Genomic DNA, 23,055 nt, shown 5'->3' with positions numbered 1-23,055 from the left:
GGGGCCGGGGCGGTCGTCACTCCTCCGTGAGGTCGAAGCGGAGGCCCGAGGTGGAACCGCCGCGGCCGGGGCGGGTGTGGCGGGCGGTCCACAGGACGCCCCGGCCGTCGCTGCCGCGGGCGTACTGGTGGGCGCGGGTGACGGTGAGGCCCTCCCGGGGGACCTCCTCGGCGAACAGGTCGTAGGGGCCGGGGAGTCCGGGGCGGAGCAGGCGGCCGAGGGGCCGGCTCCCGTCGAGGCGGGACAGGCGCAGGCGGTAGGAGCCGGGGCGCGGTTCGACGGGGACCAGGGGCAGCCAGTGGTCGGGGACCTCGGTGCGCAGCCGGTAGGCCAGGGTGCCGGCGGGCGGGGCCGGGGCCGCCTCGGCGGGCGGGGTGGCGCGGTTGCGGTCGAGGGTGGCGCCGTGCGGCGTGGGGACGCGGCGTTCGACGGCCCAGGCCAGGTTGGCGTCCTCGTCGCGGACCAGCAGCACTTCCTCGAGCGGGTCGCTCTCCAGGGAGCTCGCGGTGACCGGCGGGACGAAGAGCGCGGTGCGGCGGCCGCCGGAGGCGGTGCCGAGGCGGTAGAGCGACCAGTGGGCGTCGCCGGCTCCGGCGCCCGGCAGCGGCAGCAGGGTGGGGCCGCCGAGTTCGGAGCTGAAGGTGTCACCGACGACGACGGAGGTCACCGTGGTGAGGGAGCCGGCCGGGACGTCCAGCGGGACCAGGTACCAGTCGTTGCCGTAGACGGTGGCGAACTCGGCGACCAGCATCCGGGCCAGGTCGGACGGCGCCGCCTCGACGGAGCCGAGGGCGACCCGCGCGTCCTCGAACTCCCAGAAGCGGCGGGCCGGCATGCCGGGGAAGCGGACGGGCGCGGGGAAGGTTGTGGACAGCAGCGGCGTGCGGTCGGGCGCCGGGGCCAGCCCGGTGGCCCCCGTGGCGGTGAAGTCGGTCCAGTCGAGGGTGCCGCCCTGGTACGCGTCGGCGGTCAGGGTGGTCTCGGTGAACCCTTCGGCGAGGCCGACCGAGAAGCGGTACTCCAGCCGCCGCGGGTCCCAGGTGTCCGGGCCCGTCCCGGCGGCGGTCAGGTGGCGTTCGTCGTACCAGGCGAGCCATGCCTCCAGGACGGGGACCGCCTCGGGCGGCAGACCCCACAGCGGTTCCTGGGGGGTGGGCGGGGAGGCGTGCAGGGTGAAGGCGACGGAGGTGCCGTCCGGCACGCGGCCGCGCAGCACCGCGAGGTAGCGCACGGTCGCCTCGTCGACGGCGCCCTCCTCGCCGGTGAGGCCGAGCGGGTAGTCGTCGAGGAGGAGGGTGACGGCCTCGGCGACGGCGTCGGCGGGAAGGTCCGCGGCGCGCAGCATGCGCAGCAGGTGCTGGCCGCTCTCGGCGCCCGCCCGCAGGTCCGCGGCGGTGGAGCCGGGGCCGCCGGGCTCGGCCTCGGCGAGCGCCTCGAGGGGGGTGTTCCCGTCGTAGGGGACGCCGGGTCCGTGCGCGGGTCCGGGGCGGTAGCGGGTGACGCGGTCGGCGTGGCCGCGGACCCGCACCCAGACGGGGCTGCCCGCGTCGTCGCCGAGGAACTCGCCGAGCTGCCACTGGCGGGCGAGCATCCAGGCGGGGTCGTGGACCTGTGCCTCCAGGGAGGGGCGCAGGTCGCCGGTGCGGGCGCGGGGTTCCAGCCGGGTCCAGCTGGTGATGGAGGGCATGGGTGACGCTCCTGTCTCCGGGAGCTCCCGGATCGGTCCGGTCCGGGGGCTACTGGGGCAGTCCGCGGGTGAAGTCGGTGGCGACGGCATCCAGGTGGGCCACGTTGGCGGCGAGGACGGCGGCGGGGGCGAGCTGCCCGATGTCGGCGACGGCGGTGGGGCTGTCGGGGTGCAGCGCCTCGTGGTCGACGGCGCGCAGCCGGGCGAGTTCCAGGGCGGACTCGACGGTCGCGCCGAGCAGGTCCGGCGTCCAGGTCGGCGAGGCGTCCGGGGGCACGGCGAGCAGGACGGCCTGCGGGGGCGCGGCGTCCGGCGCGTCGATGTGCAGGGCGAGGCCGGTGGTCTGCTCGGCGCGGGGCACCACCTCGGTCCATTCGTCGACGACCAGCCCGCGCAGCCGGCCGGTGAGCAGGTCCTCGGGCGCGGACGTGCCGGGGGTGTGCAGGACGAGGGAGAGCCGGGCGCCGGGGCTCCCGCCGGTGGCGGAGGGCAGGGCGGCCCAGCGTTCGGCGCGGGCGGGCCGGTCGGGGTGGTCGGGGTCCGGGGCGGGGGGGGTGTACGGGGTCTGGGCGACGACCGCGGTCAGGGCGTCGCCCGCTTCCAGGGCCTCGGCGTAGCCGAGGGTGGTGACCAGGCGTTCCACGCCGCGGCGGACCCGGCCGAGCCGGGTGAGCCAGCCGACCGGGGCGTGCGGGTCGCCGTCGAGGAGGGTGTCGGCGTGGGCGAGGGAGTCCGTGAGGTCGCCGGGTGACGGGGCGTCGAAGGAAGGCAGGAGGACGAGGTCGGTGCCGAGGAGGGCGGTGAGGGTCTGCTCGGCCCACTGGCGGGCGGTGACCACGCCGGCGGCGCGGGCCTCGGACAGCAGGTCCGCCCGGCCGCGGCGGCGGTCGAGTTCGGGGGCGACGGTGGCGGCGAGGCTGCCCAGCAGGGCGGCGTGTTCGGTGAGCCGGTCGTCCGGGGTGCCGGGGCGCGGGCGCAGCGGGGGCGCCGCCGCGGGCACGCCGATCAGGCTGGCGGTGGTCAGGCCCCGGTGGTGGGCGGTGATCCGGGTGGCGGCCGGGGCGGAGGCCGGGGTGGCGAGGTCGGCGGCGGCCTGGTCGACCACGGCGCGGACCGCGAGGGCACGTGCGGTCAGGGCGGGGTCGGCCGGTTCGGCCTCGTCCGGCCCGGTGGGCGCGGCCTCCGGCAGTGCCAGGTCGGCGGGGCGCAACGGCCGTGCGGTGCGCAGGAGCTCGCGGGCGGCGCGGACGGCCTCCAGCAGCACGCCGAGTCCGTCCTCGTCGGCCACGACGGCGACCGGGCGGGCGGTGACCTGCTGGGCGACGAGCCGGGTGTCGGCGTGCTGCAACAGGTGGCGTTCCAGGTCGGAGCCGGGGAGCGCCTCCGGGGAGAGGCCGAGGGCGAGCAGGTCGAGCGGGGACAGCGGCAGTCCGGCGAGGGGGACGCCGCGGGTGTCGCCGTCGGCGAGGCGGACGGTGAGGGTGAGGCCGGCCGGGTGGGGCAGCAGGCCGGTCAGCCAGGCGTCGAGGGCGGGTTCGGCCACGGCGCGGCTCTGGGTGGCCGGGTCGGCGGCCCAGCCCCGCCCGGCGGGCGACGGGTCCTGGCCGCCGGGGTCGCCGTCACCGTCGTCGGGCAGCGGGCCGTCGTCACCGGGCGGCGGGCCGCCGGGGCCGTCGTCGGGCAGCGGGACCACGTCGCCGCCGGGCAGTTCCTCGTCGTCCTCCGGCGGCCGGGGGACGTAGATCGGCGGGGTCTCCCCCGCGCCCCCGCCGGGGTCCTTGGCCAGGGCGCGGAGCCCGCCGGTGGCCGGCGCGTCCGCCGGGCCGGGCAGCAGCACGAGCACCCGGTGGGTGACCGCGTCGCCGGCCCGGGGGGTGCGCAGCGACTCCAGTTCCGGCGGCGGCGCCTCGCCGTTGCCCATCGCGTCGACGGTGGCCCCGGCCCGCATCGGGTTGCCCTGGGCGGCCTGGTGGACGCCTTCGACGAGCAGGGTGTCGGCGACGGCGTCCACGGCGTCGTCCAGGTCGTCGAGCACCGTGGTGAGCGCGGCGATCTCGGCGGTGGAGCCGGCCGGGACGCCCACGGTGCGGACCAGGTCGAGGCGGCCGGCGGCGCGGCGGCGGTGCAGGCTCAGGCCGTCGGTGACGTCCTCGGCGACGACGCGTTCCTCGACGGTCCCGTCGTGGGCGACGTGGGTGGCGGTGGTCGGGGCCAGTTCGCGGAAGCGGTCGGTCCAGGAGGCGAGGGTGCCCAGCGGGTGGTCCTGGAGGGCGCGTTCGAAGCGGTAGCCGAGCAGGGATCCGAGCGGGCGGCCCTGGCGGACGCCGTCGAGCAGCCAGGCGGCGGTGCGGGCCCGGGTCGAGGTGAGGTCGACGGCGGTCGGCGTGTCGGGACGGTCCCCGTGGGCGCGCTGCGCGGCGCGCAGCAGGGCCGCGGTGGTGGCCTGGGCGAGCGAGGGCGCGTGGACGGGCCCGGCGGTGCCGTCGGCCGCGAAGAGGGTCCAGGGCCGGCTGTCGCCCGGGGCGGCGAGCGGGTCGGTCCGCTCGCCCTCCGGCCGCCGCTCGTGCGGGATCTGCGCGGGTGCGGCGGAGCGGGGCACCACGTCCAGCAGCCAGCCGTAGCCGCCGACGTGGCTGCCGGAGGAGGCGCGCCTGCGCAGGTGTTCCAGGCGGCGGGTGGCCAGCGAGGTGATCCAGGCGTCCAGCCGGTGGGAGGTGGCGTCCAGGGTCTGGGCGAGCAGCAGTTCCAGTTCGCCGGAGGGCAGGGCCGCGAGGGCGGCGGCGGACTCCAGGGCCTGGTACAGCGGGGCGAGTTCGGGCCGCTGCCGGGCGGCGGGGGTCCACAGGTAGGCGTCGGCGCTCTGGCCGGTGCCGGGGACGACCTGGCCGGCACGCTTCCAGACGGTGGTGGTCAGTGCCTGCGGGTCGGTGTCGACCACCTCGGGTTCGCGACGTCCGGCGGTGCCCGTGCCGAGGACGACGTCGACGGCGCGGGCGTACTCGGCGAGCAGCGAGTGCCGGACCAGGCGGTAGAGGAGCGGGGTGGCGGGGCCGGCGGCGGGGGTGGTGCCGAGGTCGTGCCACCAGCGGGCCCAGGGCAGGTTCTTCCGGTCCTGGACGGAGGGGACGCGGGCCCAGGCGGGCGCCGGGTTCACCGGGACGGAGAGGGCGGCGAGGTATTCGGCGGGGCTGCCGCCGGGGGTGCCGGGGGGCGCGTCGGTCCAGGGGTTGTCGAGCGGCCAGGAGTCCTTGGCGTGCAGGAGGCGTCCGGGGCCCAGTTCCCACGGGGGCATCCCGAGCCGGGTGGACAGCGAGGCGGTCTGCGCGGCCAGGTTGGTGCGCCACGCGTCGTTGAGGGCGAGCGGGCCGAACCGCCAGAGGGCGGTGACGTAGTCGGTCCCCAGGGCGCTGCGGGCGTGGAGGCGGCGGGCGGTGGGGGCCATGCCGAGGATCTCGGCCACGGTGTGCCGGCCGGCCGCGCCGCGGGTGATCCGGGGGACGGCCGCCGGGTCGGCGGCGGAGGGGGCCCAGACGCGGTCGCGCAGGGTGCGCAGGAAGGCGGGGACCGCGGCGGGCAGCGGCGGCGTGCCGAGGCTGTCGCCCTCCAGGTCGGTCCAGCGGTTCAGCGGCAGCACGGGCAGCAGGCCGTAGGGCTGCGAGCCGACGCGCAGCGCGGGCAGCGGGCCGCCGGGGCGCAGGAAGCGCCGGACGTGCTCGCGGGTGCCGCGGATCTGGGCGTCGGTGAGGTGGCCCTCACCGAACTGGGAGAGGTAGTAGCCCCAGGTCGCCTCCCACAGGGCGGTGGCCATGTGGCGGGCGGCGGCCTGGTCGCCGCGGCGGGCGTTCCGGGCGCGGGCCAGCGGGGCGGGCCGGCTCATGCCGTCGGGGCCCTTGACCCCGTCGAGGTCGGCGACGGGCTGCAGGCCGAGGGCCCTGCAGGCGGCTCCCGCGTTGCTCTCGGGGTCCGTCGGGGCCTGGTCGGCGATCCGGACGCGGTAGGCGTCGCGGTGGTCCTGGTCGTCGCGGCTGTACCGGGAGGACGCGGTGCTGGTGTTGTTGGAGGGCGCGCCGGGCGGCACGTAGCCCAGCCCCCGGGTGTGGTACTGGGCTTCGAGGAGGGCGGACAGTTCGGCGGTGGCGGCTTCGGGGCCGCCCTCGTGGACGCCGTAGGCGAGGACCTGCGCGTAGCCGGTGCCGCGGGGCAGGCGGACGGCCATGCCGACGGCTTCGGCGGCGGCGAAGTCGGCCAGCCAGCGGGTGGCGTCGTCGGTGGGCGGCGCGGCCGGGTCGAGGTCCTCCAGGTCGGCGGTGGGGGCGGGTCCGACGGGCAGGGGGCCGCCGGACGGGCCCGCGACCGGGCGGGTGACGCGGGTGACGGGCGGCGCGCCGGCCTCCTTGGGCCGTCCGACGACGTACCAGCGGGTGGGCAGCGCGCGGGCGACGGCGCGCCGGGTCCACGCGGCTTCACGGGGCGGGCCGGGGTCGGGGAACCGCGGGTCGGGCACGGGGTCCTCGCCGGAGGCCGGCGGGTCGCCGGGGCCGGGGCGCTCGAGCGGGTTGACGGGTTCCAGGACGCGGGCGATCCATCCGGCGCGTTCGGCGCCGAAGCGGTCGGCGAGTTCCGCCCAGGCGGCGTCCTCGGTGGGGACGTCGCCCCGGGCGTCCCAGACGGTCCGCCAGTAGCGGCGGCCGTAGAGGTCCTCGTCCTCGGTGAGCGGGGGTTCGTGGGTGTCGACGTGGATCTCGTCCGGGTAGACGCGGACGAGGAGTTCGGTGGCGGTGAAGCGGGTCTCCAGCCGGACCGGGAGCAGCACCACGGGCAGCGCGGTGGTCAGGGTCCAGGCCGGGGGCGGCGGTGTGGTCATCGGCGTCCGTCCAGGTGGCGTCGTGCGAGGTGGAGTGGGTGGGCACGCGTCCGCGGTGCGGGCGTGCGGTGCGCGCGGCGCGGGCGCGGCCGTCCGCCGGGGTCCCGGTGCCGCGCCCGTCGTTCCGCGGGCGCGGCACCGGTCCGGCGGGTGTGCCGGGTGCGGTCGTGGTGCCGGTGCGAGGTGGTGCCTCGACCGGCCTTGGTGCCTCGACCGGCCGAGACACCGCAGCCGGCCGAGGTGCCGGCCGCGGCGGGGTGGTCAGCGTGAGGGGTAGTCCGGCCGGGGCCGGTACGCCTCGTCGGGGATGGGCGGCAGGGAGAGCAGGTTGTCGGCGGTGTGCTCGTCGGGGACGGTGCGCAGGTGGCGTCCGCCGGAGCCGTCGGACGCCGCGATGAGGGCGACGCGGTGTCCGGGCTCGGTCTCGATGTAGAGGGACTGCCGGGCGTCGAGGGCGTCCAGCGCCTCGGCGGCGGACAGCCGCCACCAGCCGCCGTCGGGGTGCCGGCCGGCGATCTCCCGGACGAAGACCGCGTCGCTGCCGGGGATCCTCTTGCGCACGTGGGTGACGCGCAGGCCGGGCCCGTGGGCGGGCAGCAGGGCGGAGGCGTGGTGCGCCACCCGGACCGGCCGCTGGAGGGTGATCCGGGCCATGGCGGCGGCGTTGTGCCCCCAGGCCTGCGGGGGCGTGCTCTCGCCCGGACGCACCGGCCGCGGGGTGGCGTCGAGGGCGGTGGCGCTGAGGTGCCGCAGCGTCTCGAGCTGCTCCGGTGAGCCGGCGACGGAGGCCCAGCTGGCGTCCTGCCAGGCGGCGGGCGGCGCGCCCCAGGCCGCGTCCGCGGGCGGGACGTCCAGGCCGAACGCGGGTGCCCCGGGGTGTTCCTCGAAGACGAAGAACACCCCGTGGCCGTGGCCGTGCTCCCCCAGCGCCTCGGCGGCGGTGAACGGGAAGCCGAGGAAGAGGACGTCCTCACCGATCGTGCCCCAGAAGACGGGGTCGGTGCGGTGGCGGTCGAGGCGGCGCGGCCCGCCGGGGGTGAGGGGTGCGAGCGCCTGGCGGGCGTGCACGCCGAGGGACGGGAACCGGCGGACCAGTTCGCCGCGGATCAGCAGGACCACGGCGTCGTCTCCGCCGGGCGGGCGGCGCAGGGTCTCGCCGAGGCGGGCGAACCGCTCCCAGGACCGCATCGGGGGCACGTCGGGCGGCTCCTGCCCGGCCTCGTAGATGCCGCGGGCGTCCCAGAAGTGGCGGAAGGAGGTCGCGGACCGGTCGGTGGGGAACTCCCGCCAGAGCAGTTCCCTGCCGAGCTCGTGGTTGGCCCCGGCCAGGAAGGCCTCGATGAAGGGGCCGTTGGCGCGCAGCAGGGTGACGGTCTCGGGCGGGACGTTGCGCACCCCGGGCAGCAGGTGGTCGGCGCCGAGGTCGGTGAGGAGCTCGGCCATCGGCCGGCCGAACGAGGGCGGGGCGAGGAGGGGTCCGAGCGGGTCGGGCAGGCCGCCGCCGAGGAGGTCCGCGCCGTCGATGCGGGCGGTGACCCGTGTGGTGACGGCCTGTTCGGGGTCGGTGGCGGCGCGGACGGCGTCGGCGATGCCGCTGAGCGGCACGGCGGGTTCGTCGGCCTGGTCGGCGCGGGCCTGTGCGGCGAGCAGCGCGCGCTGGTGGGCCTTGGCGGCGGTGCGGAAGTTGGCGGTGATGGTGGTGCGCCGCTGGGCGGTGGAGTCGGGCAGGTCGACGAGGGCGAGGCCGGCGCCTTCGCCCAGCCAGCCGTACCAGCCGCCCGGGTGGGCGGGCATGGCGGCGGACCAGGTGCGGGGGCCGGAGGCTCCCTCGACGTCCCATCCGACGCGGTAGGTGGCGGAGTTGTCGGTCGGGCCGTCCGCGACGACGAGGACGGCGAGGTCGGGCTTCTCGCTGCCGGAGAAGTCGGCGACCGCGATCCCGGCTCCGGCGACGGCCGGCCAGCTGCCGGGTATCGCCCGGGTGTTGCTCCAGCCCCCGGTGACCTTGCCGCGGGCGTTGATCCGCCATCCCACCCGGTAGGAGCCGGTGACCTGCCCCCCGTTCTCCTCCATCAGCATGACGATCAGCTCGGGGCGCAGGTCCTGGTCGAGGTCGGCGACCGCGACGTCCACGGCGCGTACCCGCGGCGCGGTCTCGGACGGGCGGCCGGGCCAGGGGATCTCGACGGAGTCCTCCCAGCCGCCGCGCGCGAGGCCGGTGTCGGGGTCGATGTTCCAGCCGATCCGCAGGAAGAGGCGGCGGTTGCCGGTGAATCCGCCGAGGTAGACGACGATCAGTTCCTGGTTGCCGTCGCCGTCGAGGTCGGCGAGGGTGGCGCTGCCGCCGCCGACGTGCACGTACTCGGTGAGCGCGCCGCCCGAGCCGGTGGGGGTGGACATCGGGCTGGGCATGGCGACCGGCCCCACCCACCGTGCCGGGTCGCCGTTCGCGTCGAGGTCGCGGCCGATGGTGTAGCGGCCGAAGTTCCCGTCGGTGGTTCCGTTGACGGTCTCCTCGATCCAGAAGAGCACCACGTCGGGGCGTCCGGACCGGTCGAGGTCGGCGGTGGCGACGCCGAAGCCCTGGGTGACCTCGTGGGTCATCCGGCCGCCGAGCCCCGTCTTGAGGGCCCATCCGCCGCGGACGGTGCCGTCGAAGTCGGTGCTCCTGCCGAAGCGCAGGTAGGGCGTGTTCGCGCCGGCCGGGGCGTCGACGTGTGCGACCAGGAGGTTGGAGAAGAAGCCGAGCTGGGGCCGCCAGCGGATGTCCCGCGGCGGGGCGGCCTCCATGGCGCCCTTGCCGCCGAAGACGGGGGCGCCCAGGGGGCGCCAGGTGTTGTCGCCCGCGCGGTCGGCGTGCCACAGGATCCCGCCGGCGACGGCGTGGACGACGGAGCCTGTGACGGTGGCGACGAGTGCCTGGTCGGGGGCGCCCGGGACGCGGCCGCCGCCGACCGGGACGCCGTCGAAGGTGGTGGAGAGGGAGCAGGCGAGGATCCGCGCGTCGGTGGTGCAGAGCAGGACCCGGTCGTCGTGACCCCGGCCGAGGTTCCCGGCGATGCTCGGCGCGCCCTGGACGGGCTGCCAGAGGAGGAAGCTGAACAGGGGGAGCTTGGTGCTGATCTGGAGGACTCCGTCCACCCCCGTTCCCATGTTCCTGGTGGCGCTGGTCCCGTCGGGCACGCCCCGCCACACGTCGAAGGCGAGGTCCGGCATGCCGGTGACGGGGGTGTGGGTCCAGCCGGCGCCTTCGTCCGCCCACCGCGACAGCTTCCCGTCGTTGTCGAGCAGGTTGAGCGCCCAGGGGCCCACCACCCGGACGCCGCGGACGAGGCGGCCGCCGGGGTTGCGGCCCGGCTCCCAGCTCCAGTTGGCGCCCTTGCCCCTGAGCGCGTGCAGGACGCCGTTGGTGTCCGCGCAGTAGACCGTCTGGTTGAGGTACTGGTTGTTGCTGGGGCCGCTCGGCGGGTTGCGGCGGACGGCCGCCGCGAGCGCGCCGTCGCCGCCGTGGAGGGGGGCGACGCCGCCCTTGCCGTGGTCGAGCCACACCCAGCGGTCGCCGTCCCAGAAGAGCTGGCGCAGGGTGCCGTCGGCGCCCGTGACGAAGACGTGCAGGTCCTGGCAGGCGACCGGGGCGGACGAGGCGGTGGTGCCGGGCGGGGTGCCGTGGTCGACCCAGCCGGGCACGCCGCCCTGGGTGACCCGGGACATCAGCCGGCCGTCGGTGGTGACGACGAAGACCCGGTTGGTCAGGGCGGCCCCGACCCAGCGGATCACCGGGGTGACGGGGTCGACGCCCTCCCGGGGATGGGTCGGGTTCGTCTCCCACCACCGGGTGGTGAGCCGGTCCGCGGTGAGCCCGTCGAACTCCTCCTCGCCGGGCAGGTCCTCGATGCCGGAGAGCCCCGGCGGGGTGGCGAGCTCCGGCACCGCGCGCTCGGTGCGGCGGGCCAGCGCGGCGGCCAGGCCGGTGACGGCGGTGTCGGCCCCCGCGGGACGGGTCCCGGTGGGGGCGGCGCGGCGGGCGACCGGGCCGCCGGGGCGCAGCAGGCGGCGCAGGGCGGGGTCGAGGGCGGCGGCGGCTTCCGCGTTGCGGGCCAGTTCGCCGGCGGCGGTGCCGGACCCGAAGTGGACGGCGGCGCGGGCGGCGGCGGTCATCTGCAGGAGCCGCGCGTCGGCCGCGTCGTCGTCGGCCGGGGTGCCGAGGGGGGTGGTGCCGGGGAGTCTGCGGTGCAGCCGGTCGCTGACGGTGCGGGCCAGCTGGCCCTGCCGGAGGGTCTCGTTGGCGCGCCGCAGTTCGGCCGCCTGGTCCCAGGCGGCGGCGACCAGGTCCTCCTGGTGGCGGCGCACCACTTCGGCGCCGAGCGCGGCGGCGGCGCGGTGGCGGGGGTCGAGGTTGAGTTCCCGCAGCCAGGTGGGCCCCGCCTGCGGGGAGGGCAGGCCCTTGCGGCCGGCCTGGGCGGCGCCGTAGACGGGCGGGGTCAGCTCGGTGCCGTCGGGGCCGGTGTCGAGCACGCTGGTGTAGGCGGCGCGGAAGGCGGCGGCGGTGTCCTTGTCCCAGGGGCGGGCGTCGGTGCCCGCGCCGCGCAGGGCGCCCTCCAGGTCGACGGTGCGGCCGGGGTGGCCCTCGGTGAGTGCGGGCAGGCCGTGTCCGGCGGCGCCGACGTCCATCGGACGGGTGCCGACGTCGCCGGGCAGGGCGCGCGGGGTCAGGGCGCGGACCAGGGACTCGAAGTCCCCGTCCTGGCCGGTGCCGAAGGTCCAGTGGTGGTAGACGGGGAGGTCGATCTCGGCCGCCCCGCCGGGCGCCGGCCAGGCCGGGGTGAGCGGGCCGTCGGGGACGGGCAGTCCGAGGCCGGCCAGGCGTCCGGCCTCGAAGGCGGGGACCACGGCGGCCAGGTAGCGGGTGTGCGGGCGCAGCCGGCGCGGGCAAAGCAGCCGTGAGAGGGTGCGGTCCGGTTCCTCGGAGAGCAGCCGGTCGACCTCTTCCGAACCGTCGCCGTCCTCGGTGGTGACCTGGGCGTGTGCCCAGGCCCAGGACTGGGTGAGGTCGGGCAGTTCCGCGGGCGCGCAGCGCAGCACCGGCAGGGCGCCGGCGGCGGGCAGCAGGGTGGCCCGCCCGGCCTCCACGACGACCAGCACGAGCCAGGGCCGCAGCCGGTCGTGTGCGCCCGCTCCGGCCGGGGTGAACATCCACGGCAGGTCGGGGCGGTCGAACTCGACGGCGGGGAGCAGGTGCGGTTCGGCGTCGGAGGTGTCGGGGGCGGGGAAGGTGCGCAGGATCTGGGCGGTGTCGACGCCGGTGACGTCGCCGGGACCGAGCAGGCGCGCGGGGACGTCGACGGGGGCCCGGCCGGTGAGGCGGGGCCGCAGGACGACGTGGTTGCGGGCGTCCATGTCGCCGGTCCCGCGATCGGGTCCGCCACCGGCGGCGGCGAGTCCTTCACGGACCCAGGAGAGGAAGGTCAGGCCGCTCAACGGGTGCCTCCGGCGGTGTCCTCCGCGGTGCTGGCCGCGGTGTTCTCGGTGGTCTTGGTGGTCCCGGTGGTCCCGGTGGTCCCGGTGGTCCCGGTGGTCTTCTCGGCCGCCTGCCCGGCGGTGGCGCGGGCGCCGTTCCCGGCGGGTACCGCGACGCCGTGGGTGTCGGGAACCAGGCGCAGGCCGTGTCCGCCGGCCTGGCGCAGGGCGCGGCGCAGTTCGGCTGCCTCGGCCCAGGTGGCCGCGCGGACCGGTGCTGGGCCGGCCGCCGCGGTGGCGCGGGCGGTGCGGGCGGCGGCGTCGGTGACGGCGGTGACGGCGGTGACGGCGGTCTGCCCGGTGCCGTCCGCGCCGCGTACCGTCCATCCGGTGTCCCGGACGCCGAGGGTGCGGGGGCGGGCGGCGAACGCCTGCCGTCCGGTGCGGCAGGTGGCGGCGCGGGCGGCCGGGGAGGCGGCGGTGCGCAGGGCGGCGGTGGTCAGGGGTTCGACGCCACCGGTCCTGGCGAAGGCCGTCGCGGCGGAGGTGGCGGTGCGGTGCGGGCCGTCCACGACGACCTCCTCGTAGCCGAGTGCCGAGCCGTGCACGCCGTCGCGTTCCCGGCCGGTGGCGAGGGCTCCGTCGGCGGTGGCTCCGGCGACGAGCCGTTCGAAGGAGGGGGCGGCGAGCTTCTCCTCGTCGGTCAGGTCGAGGTACTGGGCGGGTGCGAACTGGTCGCGGGTAGGGGTGAGCCGGAGGACGACCGGGGCGGTGGTGGCGGCGGGGTCGGTGTCCTCGACGGTGAGTTCGGGGTGGAGGTCGAGGCGGCGGGGGTCCTTCACCGGCGCGCCGCCGAAGCGGTCCAGGGTCAGCCCGAGCGGGGCGACCCGCTGGGTGAACGACAGTCCGCCGAGCGGGTGGACGATCAACTGACCTTCGGCGTCGGGGAGTTGCCGGAGGGTGACGACGGTGCGGCCGGGTCCGGTGAGCTGGGCCGTCCAGTTGCGCGGGTCGGCCATCGCCTCCTCGACCCTGGCGGCCACGTCGACCGCGGCGGGGAGTTCGGCGGGGGTGGCCCGGGCGCCGAAGGTGCGGTCGAAGCTGATCTCGCCGCTGAAGAAGAGGATCTCGAAGCGGGCCTTGCCGCGCACGTGCCAGGGCGTCGGCCCGGAGAGCGCGACCTCCACCCCGACACCCATCAGGGTGCGGCTGCCCCGCTTGAGGGCGAGGCGTCCGCCGACGTCGACCTGGAAGCCGAACGGCTCGAACTGCACCAGGGCGTCGAAGGACAGCATTCCGTCGATGCTGAAGCCGAGCGCGGCCGCGTACAGCTCCAGACGGGCGCCGAACTGCACGGTGTTGGAGGTGAGCGCGAAGTACGCCTCCAGGCGGAGCCGGGGGTTGTCGCCGTTGAGCAGCGAGATCGCCAGGCGGCGCAGCTGCGGGAACCCGTCGGGGCGCTGGAAGCGCGGGTGGAACCCGCCGGCGGACAGCGCGAAGCTGCTCTCGCCCTTCCAGCGGGCGCGCATCGCCATGTCGCCGGTGAGCGCGAACGCGGCGATCCGCGAGTCGTACAGGGTGGCGTCGACGGACGCCTCGCCGCGCTCGAAGTCGATCACGCCGAGGACGTCCATGTTGACGACGACCACGGCCCGTTCCTCGGTGGGCAGCGCCATCCGCAGCCGGCCGAGCAGCACCAGCCGTACCGGTGTGGGCAGTTCGAGCAGCAGGCCGAGGTCGAGGGTGAGCAGGGTCGGCGTGCCCCAGCCGATCCGCGCCATCGGGCCGACGACGTGGCGGCCCGGGGTGGGCGGGAAGACCGTGCCGAGGGTGGCGGCGATCTCGGGGGCGCGGGCCAGCGGGTCGCGGGGGAACAGGACGGAGTCGAGGGCCTTGGTGCGGATGCCGGCGCGCAGGGCGTCCACGGAGACGGAGCGGTTGATGCCGATGAGGCCGCCGACGCCGTTGAGGGTGAAGCCGAACCCGAGCTGGAGCGGGGTGAATTCGGCGCTGACCAGGATGAGCAGGGAGAAGCCGTCGGCGCCGTCGGGCATGCGGGTGGTGAGCAGGCCGACGGCGGTCAGCGCGATGCTCTCCAGCTGGAGGGCGAGGACGCCGGCGTACTCCTCCTTGGCGTGGTCGAAGAAGAGGTAGCCGCCTCCGGTGACGGGGCCGGCCGCGACCTTGAGCGCGGCGCCCTTGGGCGGGGCGAACTCCGCGTCGAGGCCGACCGGGCCGAGGTTGCCGTCCTGGGTGGACAGGCCGGCCTCCAGACCGATCCGTTCCACGGTGGCGGTGACCGGGCCGAGGGTGAGCCGGGCGGTCGCGGCCACCCGGGCGGTGAGTTCCTTGCGCTGCGCGTCCGCGTGCAACTCCAGGTGCACGGAGACGAGTTCGACCGGTCCGAGGCGGGCGTTGACCGGGAGGACGGCGTCCAGGCCGCCCGAGCCGGTGAAGCTCAGGCCCCGGCGGCGGGACCAGCGCAGGCCGAGGGCGAACTCGGTGCGCAGCCCGTCGGCGGGCAGCACCGAGGCGAGGAATCCGTCGCCGTCGCCGCCGGACACGACCACGGCGGCCTTGTCGGCGACGACGCCGATCTCGACGTCGGACGGGTCGGGTTCTCCGGGAAGGCCCTGCTCGAGGACCGCGCGTATCCAGGCGCGGAAGGAGCCGATCTCCAGCCGGGTGCCGTTCGCGCTGCCGAGCAGCAGGGCGGGCGGCTCCTGGCCTCCGCCGGAGGGGTCGCCCTTGCGCAGTTCGAGACCGAGTTCTGCGCGTCCTCCGGTGGGCGTGCCGCCGGAGAAGGTGACGCCGTTGGGGCCGAGCGCGACGGCCGGGCCCGCCCCGGCCAGGTCGGCGCGCAGCACCCAGTCCCCGAACTGCCGCTGGAGGGCGGCGGATCCGCGGGGCACGAGGACGACGCCGAGGTCGCCGGACTCGGCGGAGGCGATACCGAGGGTGGCGCCCAGGGTGGCGGCCGTGGTGGACGGCGCGGCGGGCGGGTCGTCGGGGCCGCCGGGGTCGGGGCCGGCCGGCGGGTTCGGGGGAAGGAGCGGCAGCTGGAAGGTGAGCATCCGGCGGCCGAGCGCCACGGAGGCGGGCGTGAGGTCGGTGCCGCTGGTGTCGCCGAGGCCGGCCAGCGTGTCGTCGACGCCGAGTGCGTGCAGCAGGCCGGCCAGGCGGGGCAGCAGGAGCGTGGCGAAGGCGTCGGCGGCGTCCTCGTCGGCCAGTCCGTCGGGCAGGTAGTCGTCGCGGAGTGCGCCGGCCGGGTCGCGGACCAGCTCGATCAGCCGCTCGGGGCGCAGTCTCTCCCGGGTCACGGGGAACCGGACGGCGGCCCCGTCCGCGCCGGTCACCGGTTCCTCCGCCGGCCCGCCCGTGGCGGGGTCCTCCTCGACGAGCACGCCGAGCAGCAGGAGGGTGGAGCGCAGCACCGGGTGGTGCAGGCGCAGCCAGTCGGCGACCAGTTGGTGGACGACGTCCTCGGCGAAGCGGCCGGGGTCGAGGTCGGCGAGGGCGGGCGGGACGGTGCGCACCACCTGGACGGCCCGGCCGACCGTGCCGAGCAGGCTCTTCAGGCCGTCGAGGTCCTGCGGCGGGTGCTCGACGGCCTGCTGGAGGGCGCCCACCACGCCGGCGACGTCCTCCAGCCAGTCGGTGATCTGTTCCCCGGTCCCGTCCCCGGCGGCCTCGGGCCGCCAGCCGGTCGCGGCGAGGAAGCGGGCCAGCGCCATCGGGTTGGCGGCGGCGTCGGTGAGCGGCGCGATCAGCCGCAGCACCTCCTCCACCAGTGCCGCCTGGCCGTCGGCGGGCGCCACGGGCTGTCCGTGCGGGGCGGGAGGGTTCTCCTGCGGGGTGGTCATCGCGGCGTCCCTTCGTGTCCGGGGAGGCTCTCCGCGCCGGTGGGCGGCGCGTTGTCGGGGGCCGTGCCGGGGGCGTCCGGGGCGAGTGTCCCGGTGGCCGGGCCGACGGGCAGCGGCAGGACGAAGCGGCTGAGCGGAGCTGCGGTCTCCTGTCCGTCGAACCGCCACCACAGGTTCTGGATCACGGACTTGTCGTCGTCGGCGCCCCAGGTGAAGGTGACCTCGCCGATGTTGTTGTGTCCCACGATCGCCCGCCCGGTGCCCTTGACGAGGTAGTTGAAGTGGTTGCCGGAGGCGGCGGCGTAGTCGGCGACGGCCTGCCGCGGGTCGTCGGGCGGGAACTCCACGGGGATCGTCGCGTTCGGCCGCGGGGCGGCCGTCGGGTCGTGGTGCTCGAAGTACTCGAACAGGCACTCCCAGTGGGGTGCGGGCCCCAGCAGCCGCCGGCCGCGGGGCGGTCTGACGATGCCGGGGGACTCGGTGAGGATCGTGCGGACCGGGTCGGGACTACTGGGCGGCCCCTCGACGTCGACGGCGATCCGCTCCCCGTGCGGCACGTTCCATCCCAGGTGGGTGGCCCAGGGGGAGGTGAAGGCGTAGCCGAGGCCCTGCAGGAACTTGGTGCCGCCCGCCTCGTTCTTCAGGGAGCTGGCGGTCAGCTGGGCCAGGACGCCGCGCACCTTGCCCTCGGGCGCGTGGTAGGCGTGTGTGGCGCCGTACCTCATGCGCACGGCGAAGCCGTAGTGGACGTCGCCGCCGAGGGAGATCACCCGGCGGCGGCGGACCCCGTCGGGGCCGGGCTGGGCCTGGCCGAGCAGCCGGGCGAGGAACTTGTGGAAGGCCGCCTCGTCGTGGCTCCATGCCTCGACGTCCTTCCACAGGTAGCCCGTCGGAATGACCTTCTTGATCGCCGGCTGGGCGATCTCCTCCAGCAGCGGGTAGCCGAGCACCGGGCACGGCGACAGCACCACGGTGACCTTCTCCGTGCCCCGGTCGGGCGCGGACTCGAGCATCGCCGCGTAGGCCGGGTCGGACCAGATCAGCGCCGGGGAGTCCTTCGGGCCGCCCCGGAAGACGCGCTGGGTGCGGGTGTCCACGGCGACGAGCTGGTGGGCGGGCCAGTCGACGCTGTAGTGCCAGGGCAGGGAGCCGTCGGCGCGCATGATGCGGCCCGAGTGGGTGCCGCTGGGCACCCCGGTGCGGCGGGCGATCACCGCGGCGGGGCCGGCGGCGGTGTGGTCGGGCTGGGCCAGGGCCGTCAGCAGGTCCCGTCCGGCCTCGCCCTCGGGTCCGGGGCCGAAGGCCGCGGGGACGTTGCCCCAGTGCTGGAAGACCGCGTAGGCGGCGATCCCGTTGGCGAGGAACCGCCGGCCGTGGTCGGTGGAGCAGACGCCGTCGACCCAGGAGGAGGCGATGTACCAGTCGTCGGTGACCTCGTGGTCGTCGAACATCATGTAGCTCGCGGTGTTGGCGAGCGCCCGCCGCACCTTGGGCAGGGTGCGGCGGAAGTCCTTCAGGTGGCCGCACCGGCCGAGGAAGGCCCGGTAGGTGCCCAGGGCCTTGCGGCGGAAGGAGTGCACGAACCACAGCTTGTCGGCCTGGTCGGGGTGCGGGTGGTCGAGGACCATGTCCTCGTAGTCGTAGAACTCCGGGAACAGCAGGCGCAGGTCGAACCCGTCGGGCCACAGGGTGTCCGACCACACCATCAGGTACATGACGCAGAATTCGGCGAGGGTCAGCAGGTGCGACTGGCCCTCGTCGCTGGTGAGGTGGAAGTCCTCGACGGTGAGCTGCTGCCGCTTGCCGGGCTTCATCAGCAGCAGCCGGTGCTCGTGGGGCAGGGTGGGGAAGGTCTCGTCGCGGCCCAGCAGGGCGCGGCCGTACTGCGTGCACATGTGCAGCAGCACCTCGGCCACGTCGTCGGCGTAGATCTGGTCGCCGGTGAGGAACAGCTGCTGCGGCCGGTGCGCGGGTTTGCCGATGTCGGTCCTGAGGACCTGGTCGAGGACGGCGAGGGCGTCCAGCCCCTCGCCGTGCGGCTTGCGGCAGGAGGCGTGGAAGAAGCGCAGCTTCGACGGGTGGTCGGGCGGCGTGACGAAGCTCGGCAGGTCGGGCGCGCCGGTGCCGGTGTAGAGCAGGCGGCGGCGCGCCTCGGCACCCTGGGCGTGCACGACCCCGTCGTCGAACAGACCGGGCGCGCCGGCCGGGACCGGGGTGTCCGGGGCGGTGGTGTCCGCGGAGAACCGCGCGGTGTACCGGTGGACGGTGCCCGGTGCGAGTGCGCCGCCGGGCGCGGGCCGGGCGGTGACCGCCACGACGTGCAGGTGTTCGCCGATCCGCGCGGTGACGGCGGTGCCGCGGGCCGCGGGCTCCGGCGGCAGCGGGCCGCTGCCGCCGGAGTACGCCTCCAGGGTCACCTTGCGGGCGGCCTTGAGCGCGAAGAAGACGGTGACGCCCGTCTCGTCGACGCGTCGGACCATCGGCCCCGCGAGCACCAGCGGCAGCTTCTCGATGTTCAGCGGCGGCAGTGTGGGCACGCTGCCGCCGCTCACCCCCGTATCCCCCATGTTTCCTCCGCTTCAGGGCGCGGCGGAGACCCCGCGCCGGAGCACCGCCGGGTGGTCGGCCACGGCGGTTTTGCACACACATCGTGCGCTTTGCGCGCAGACATTACATGAACACGTTCTTCACGCAATCGTCACGGCAAAAACTGGATGTCACAATCCGGTTGGACGTTTCGCGTTACAAGTGCTTTGTCCTTACGCCCCGTTGCTCCCGACCCGGCCCAAGGACTCCTCGGCATGGGCGTCTTCACGTCCGGTTCACGGGGCCTTCACCGCGCCTGCCTCATGTGGAGCGCCTCGGCCCAGGGCTGATACACCGAGCTGATACACCGGGCGGATCCGCCGCGCGGGACGCCGCGGCCTCCGCCCCGAACATGGCGGTCATGTTTCAGGCCCGTTCTTCGCCTGGAGCGGCGCTCGGGCGTTTGATGGAATGCCCGCATCACCGCTCCGGTAGCGCCACACCACTGCGTCGCCGGCGGTCCCGTCGTGGCACCGGACCCACCTCGCGGATCCGGCATCGGGACACGGCGCCGCTTCCCCCGGGACGACCTGCCGCGACCGGCGGGCCGGCGTCGATCCGCCGGCCGACGCCGGCCCCCTCACCACAGCCACCGCCAGCCCCGCGCTGCCCACCGGATCGGATGCCCGCATGTCCGCGACCAGGACCCCACCCGCCCAGGACCACGCCGGAGGCGACGGCATCGCCCGACGGCGCTTCCTGTCGATCGGCGCGGCGCTGGCCGGCGCCGGTGGACTGCAACTGCCCGCCTCACCGGCCGCCGCGGAGGGGACCGCTGCCCGACGGCCGAACATCCTGTGGCTGGTCAGCGAGGACAACAACCCGTACATCGGCGCCTACGGCGACCCGGTGGCCCGGACCCCCACCCTCGACACGCTGGCCGCGGAGGGCGTGCGCTACGAGAACGCGTTCTCCGTCGCCCCGGTGTGCGCGCCCTCGCGGTTCGCCCTGATCAGCGGCGTCTACCCGCAGGAGTGCGGACCGGGCCAGCACCACCGGGCGCAGGGCGGGACACCGGACTGGCTCCGCGGCTTCACGTCCTACCTGCGTGAGGCCGGCTACTACTGCACCAACAACTCCAAGACCGACTACAACGGCCCGTTCGCCCCCAAGTCGATATGGGACGCCTCGAGCGGCACGGCGCACTGGCGCGACCGGCCCGCGGACGCGCCGTTCTTCGCGGTGTTCAACCACGACGCCACCCACGAGTCCAGCCTGTTCGGCGACTGGACGCCGGTGACCGATCCGGCGTCCGTGCGGCTTCCCGCCTACCACCCGGACACCCCCACCCTGCGCCGGGACGTGCTCGTTACTACGACCGGATGAGCACGATGGACGCGAAGATCGCCGCGCGCCTCGCCGAACTCGAGGCGGCGGGGCTCGCCGACGACACGATCGTCTTCTACTACTCCGACAACGGCGGCGTCCTGCCCCGGAGCAAGCGCTACTGCTACGACAGCGGACTGCACACGCCGCTGATCGTCCGGTTCGGCAGGAACTGGGCGCATCTCGCCCCGGAGGCACCTGGTGCGGTGGTGCGTCATCCGGTCAGCGCCATCGACCTGCCCCCTACCGTCCTGAGCCTGGCCGCGCTGCGGGCACCGGACCACATGCGCGGTGTCCCCCTCGTCGGGCGGCGCGGCCGTCCCCGTCAGTACGCCTTCTCCCTGCGCGGGCGGATGGACGAGACCTACGACATGCAGCGCTCCGTGCGCGACCGCCGCTACCGCTACGTGCGCAACTACCTGCCCCACCTGGTCTACGGTCAGCACGTCGAGTACGGCTGGCGCCAGGACGGCTACCGGGAATGGCAGGACCTGCACGTCAGGGGTGAACTCACCGTGACACAGGACCGGTTCTGGCGGCAGAAGCCCGCCGAGGAGCTGTACGACCTCGCCAAGGATCCCGACGAGGTGCACAACCTCATCGACGTGCCCGCTCTCCGCTCCGTCCGCGGCCGCCTGCGCCAGGCGCTGGACGCCCATCTGATCGAGACGAACGACAACGGCTTCATCCCCGAGGGTTCGCCGCTCGAGGGCTACGACGCCAGTCGCGCGCCGGGCGCCTACCCTCTGGCCGAGGTGCTGGACGTCGCCGGCACCGCCATCCGGCGGAAGCCGGGCAACCTCGGCCGTCTCGTCGCGGCGATGGGGCACCCGAACGAGGTCGTGCGCTACTGGGGCGCCCTGGGCGCGACGATGCTCGACGCGCACGCGGCCCCCGCGACGGACACCCTCGTCGCCCTCCTCGACAATGATCCGTCCGTCCACGTGCGCATCGCCGCCGCGGAGGCCCTCGCGAGGATCGGGCACGCCGGGAGCAGCGTGCCGTGGCTCGCCGACACGCTGACCGGGCACGCCCACCACCGGGTCCGCCTCCAGGCCGTCAGCGCCCTGCGCAACGTCGGCCCGGCCGCCCTGCCGGTCCTGCCCCTCGTGGAGCAGGCGGCGGCCGGGGACGGGGACGGCCAGGTCAGGGCGAAGGCCGCCCACACCGCCGCCGTCCTGCGCGGTGAGCAGCCCGACATCCGCTAGCCGGCGCGCGGCCGGCCGATCCCGCATGCGCGGACGGCGGGCCTCCGTCACGCCGGGTGACCGGCGTGACGGAGGCCCGGCGCGGGGCAGGGGGCCGGGGCCCGGCGGCCCTGCCCCGCGTCGGGCGTCGGGCTCAGGTGTGCATGTCCATCACGACGCGGCCGTCGATCCGGCCGGCCAGCATGTCGTCGAAGATGTCGTTGACGTCGGCGAGCGGCCGCACCGTGCAGGTCGGCTCGATCAGGCCGCGGGCAAAGAAGTCGAGCGCCTCCGCCATGTCGCGGCGGGTGCCGACGATGGAGCCGCGGACGGTCAGGCCGAAGAGGACCGTCGAGAAGATGTCCAGCGGGAACTGCTCCGGCGGCAGGCCCACCAGGGAGAGCGTGCCGCCGCGGCGCAGGGCGCCGACCGCCTGGGTGAAGGCCGCGCCGTTCACGGCGGTGACCAGGCCGCCGTGGACACCGCCGTCGGTGACGTCCTGGATGGTGGCGACGGGGTCCGGGTCGGTGAGAGCGTTGACGGCCAGTTCCGCGCCGTGCCGGCGGGCCAGCTCGCTCTTCTCGTCGGAGACGTCGACGGTGACCACCCGCATCCCCATCGCGCGGGCGTACTGGACGGCGATGTGCCCGAGGCCGCCGACGCCCGAGATGAGCACCCACTGCCCCGGCTTCACCTCGGACTCCTTGAGGCCCTTGTAGACGGTGACCCCCGCGCACAGGATCGGCGCGGCGGCGGCGAGGTCGACGCCGTCGGGGATGACCGGCGCGTAGGCCGCGTCGACCAGCATGTACTGGCCGAAAGACCCGTCGACCGAGTAGCCGCCGTTCTTCTGGTCGGGGCAGAGCGTCTCCCGGCCCGTCTCGCAGAACTCGCACTCCCCGCAGGCCGACCAGAACCAGGCGTTGCCGACGATGTCGCCGACCTTGATCCGGGTCACCTCGTCGCCGACCGCGACGACCTCGCCGACGCCCTCGTGGCCGGGGACGAAGGGCGGGGCCGGCCGGACCGGCCAGTCGCCGTGGGCGGCGTGCAGGTCGGTGTGGCACACGCCGGAGTACCGGACCTTGACCAGGGCCTGCCCGAGGCCGGGCGTCGGCAGGGCGACGTCCTCGACGACGAGCGGGGCGGCGAAGTCCTTGACGACCGCTGCCTTCATCACCTGCATGGCGCAACCTTCCCGTACCGTCCTGGTCCGCACTGTCCTGGTCCGTACTGTCCTGGTCCGTACTGTCCTGGTCCGTATTGCCCTTGGCCGTCCCGGTCCGTCCTGGTTCCCGGCCTGTGGTGACAGCAGTCTGCGGCGGCCCGGCCCACGGCGCGACCGGCGGGGGCGGACCGGCGGCGGACCGCGGGGCCGGTTCACCCGGCCGGCCGCCAGGTCGCCCGCCCGGGCAGACCGCCGCGGCCGGCCCGGGCGGGCGACGCCACGCGCTCTCGTGGCGATCGCGGTGCGGTCAATGCGTCAGGGCGTTCGCAGCGATGATCATCAGGCCGATCAACATGTCCATGGCCCCCGCCCGGCAGGCGGGCGGCCAGCGACGGCCGGCGATGCGGGCGGCCGAGGTGCCCACGGCGAACAGGGCCACGGTGTTGAACAGCAGCGCCACGTCCACCGCCGTGTCCTCGGCCCACCACTCGGCCAGCGCGGCCAGGAGCATCCCCACCGTGGGCAGGACGGCCGCGACCAGTGGCCACTCGGCCAGCACCGACCTCAGTCTGCTCGTACCGGCTCCCCCGCCGGCGGACGCACGCCGGGCGATGACGTGGGCGTACCCGTGGGCGGCGCACGACGCCAGCGCGGCGAGCAGCACCCAGAGCGCGTCCGACGCGGGATCGGCCGTCTCGCCCGTCGCGTCCAGCGCGGAGATCATGGCGCTGGCCAGCACCAGTCCGTAGGTGCCGCTGAACAGCCACCGCTCCGGCGGACGCCGCGGGCCTGCTTCTGGCGCGACGCCCTCGCGGCGGACGTCGTCGGCGCGGTCGGGCATCGCATCGCCTCGGTGTGGGACAGGGTCGGGCCCGCCCATGCTCGCCCATGGGGCATCAGGGAGGACGACGCAACGC

At 75.8% G+C, this 23,055-nt stretch carries 9 protein-coding genes; 2 read left to right on the top strand and 7 right to left on the bottom strand.

Going from position 1 to position 23,055, the window contains the following annotated elements; translation table 11 throughout:
- Positions 1 to 16: 16 nt before the first annotated feature.
- The 5 genes from GBN72_RS16040 to GBN72_RS16025 all read right to left on the bottom strand — a co-directional run bounded on the left by GBN72_RS16040 (position 17) and on the right by GBN72_RS16025 (position 18,438).
- Positions 17 to 1,687 carry a hypothetical protein gene (locus tag GBN72_RS16040; RefSeq protein WP_151772463.1) on the bottom strand — a complete coding sequence of 557 codons (1,671 nt, stop codon included), beginning with the start codon at positions 1,685 to 1,687 and terminating at the stop codon, positions 17 to 19.
- Positions 1,688 to 1,736: 49 nt separating this feature from the next.
- The gene (locus GBN72_RS35890; protein ID WP_151772462.1) at positions 1,737 to 6,551 is read right to left on the bottom strand and encodes a hypothetical protein; all 4,815 of its coding nucleotides are present in this window, start codon (positions 6,549 to 6,551) and stop codon (positions 1,737 to 1,739) included.
- Positions 6,552 to 6,812: 261 nt separating this feature from the next.
- Positions 6,813 to 12,029 (bottom strand): DUF3892 domain-containing protein, encoded by a 5,217-nt coding sequence (locus tag GBN72_RS34130; protein ID WP_164540663.1) that lies wholly within the window; start codon positions 12,027 to 12,029, stop codon positions 6,813 to 6,815.
- Positions 12,026 to 15,871, bottom strand: coding sequence for a DUF6603 domain-containing protein (locus tag GBN72_RS34125; RefSeq protein ID WP_164540660.1), 3,846 nt, complete (start codon positions 15,869 to 15,871; stop codon positions 12,026 to 12,028). The genes GBN72_RS34130 and GBN72_RS34125 overlap by 4 nt, the downstream gene beginning before the upstream one ends.
- Positions 15,868 to 18,438 carry a metallophosphoesterase family protein gene (locus tag GBN72_RS16025; protein ID WP_151772461.1) on the bottom strand — a complete coding sequence of 857 codons (2,571 nt, stop codon included), beginning with the start codon at positions 18,436 to 18,438 and terminating at the stop codon, positions 15,868 to 15,870. Before GBN72_RS16025 ends, GBN72_RS34125 begins: the two co-directional genes overlap by 4 nt.
- 649 nt (positions 18,439 to 19,087) lie before the next feature.
- Here GBN72_RS16025 and GBN72_RS16020 point away from each other — a divergent pair.
- Together GBN72_RS16020 and GBN72_RS16015 are read left to right on the top strand one after the other, a co-directional pair.
- Positions 19,088 to 19,783 carry a sulfatase-like hydrolase/transferase gene (locus GBN72_RS16020; protein ID WP_151772460.1) on the top strand — a complete coding sequence of 232 codons (696 nt, stop codon included), beginning with the start codon at positions 19,088 to 19,090 and terminating at the stop codon, positions 19,781 to 19,783.
- Entirely contained in the window at positions 19,780 to 20,991 is a 1,212-nt protein-coding gene (locus GBN72_RS16015) for a sulfatase-like hydrolase/transferase (RefSeq protein WP_164540658.1), read from the top strand. Before GBN72_RS16020 ends, GBN72_RS16015 begins: the two co-directional genes overlap by 4 nt.
- A gap of 133 nt (positions 20,992 to 21,124) precedes the next feature.
- On the opposite strand, the gene adhP is transcribed toward GBN72_RS16015, so the two are convergent.
- A complete protein-coding gene (adhP, locus tag GBN72_RS16010) occupies positions 21,125 to 22,156 on the bottom strand; it encodes an alcohol dehydrogenase AdhP (RefSeq protein WP_369695887.1) in 1,032 nt (343 codons plus the stop codon).
- Positions 22,157 to 22,445: 289 nt separating this feature from the next.
- On the bottom strand, positions 22,446 to 22,979 hold the full coding sequence (locus GBN72_RS16005) for a hypothetical protein (RefSeq protein ID WP_151772458.1): 534 nt from the start codon (positions 22,977 to 22,979) through the stop codon (positions 22,446 to 22,448).
- Between the last annotated feature and the right edge of the window lie 76 nt (positions 22,980 to 23,055).

Origin of the sequence: Streptomyces abyssomicinicus, from assembly GCF_008974245.1 — a bacterium.
GTDB lineage: Bacteria > Actinomycetota > Actinomycetes > Streptomycetales > Streptomycetaceae > Streptomyces > Streptomyces abyssomicinicus.
Note: the sequence above shows the minus strand (reverse complement) of the source record. Positions and strands in the feature narration are given on the sequence as shown.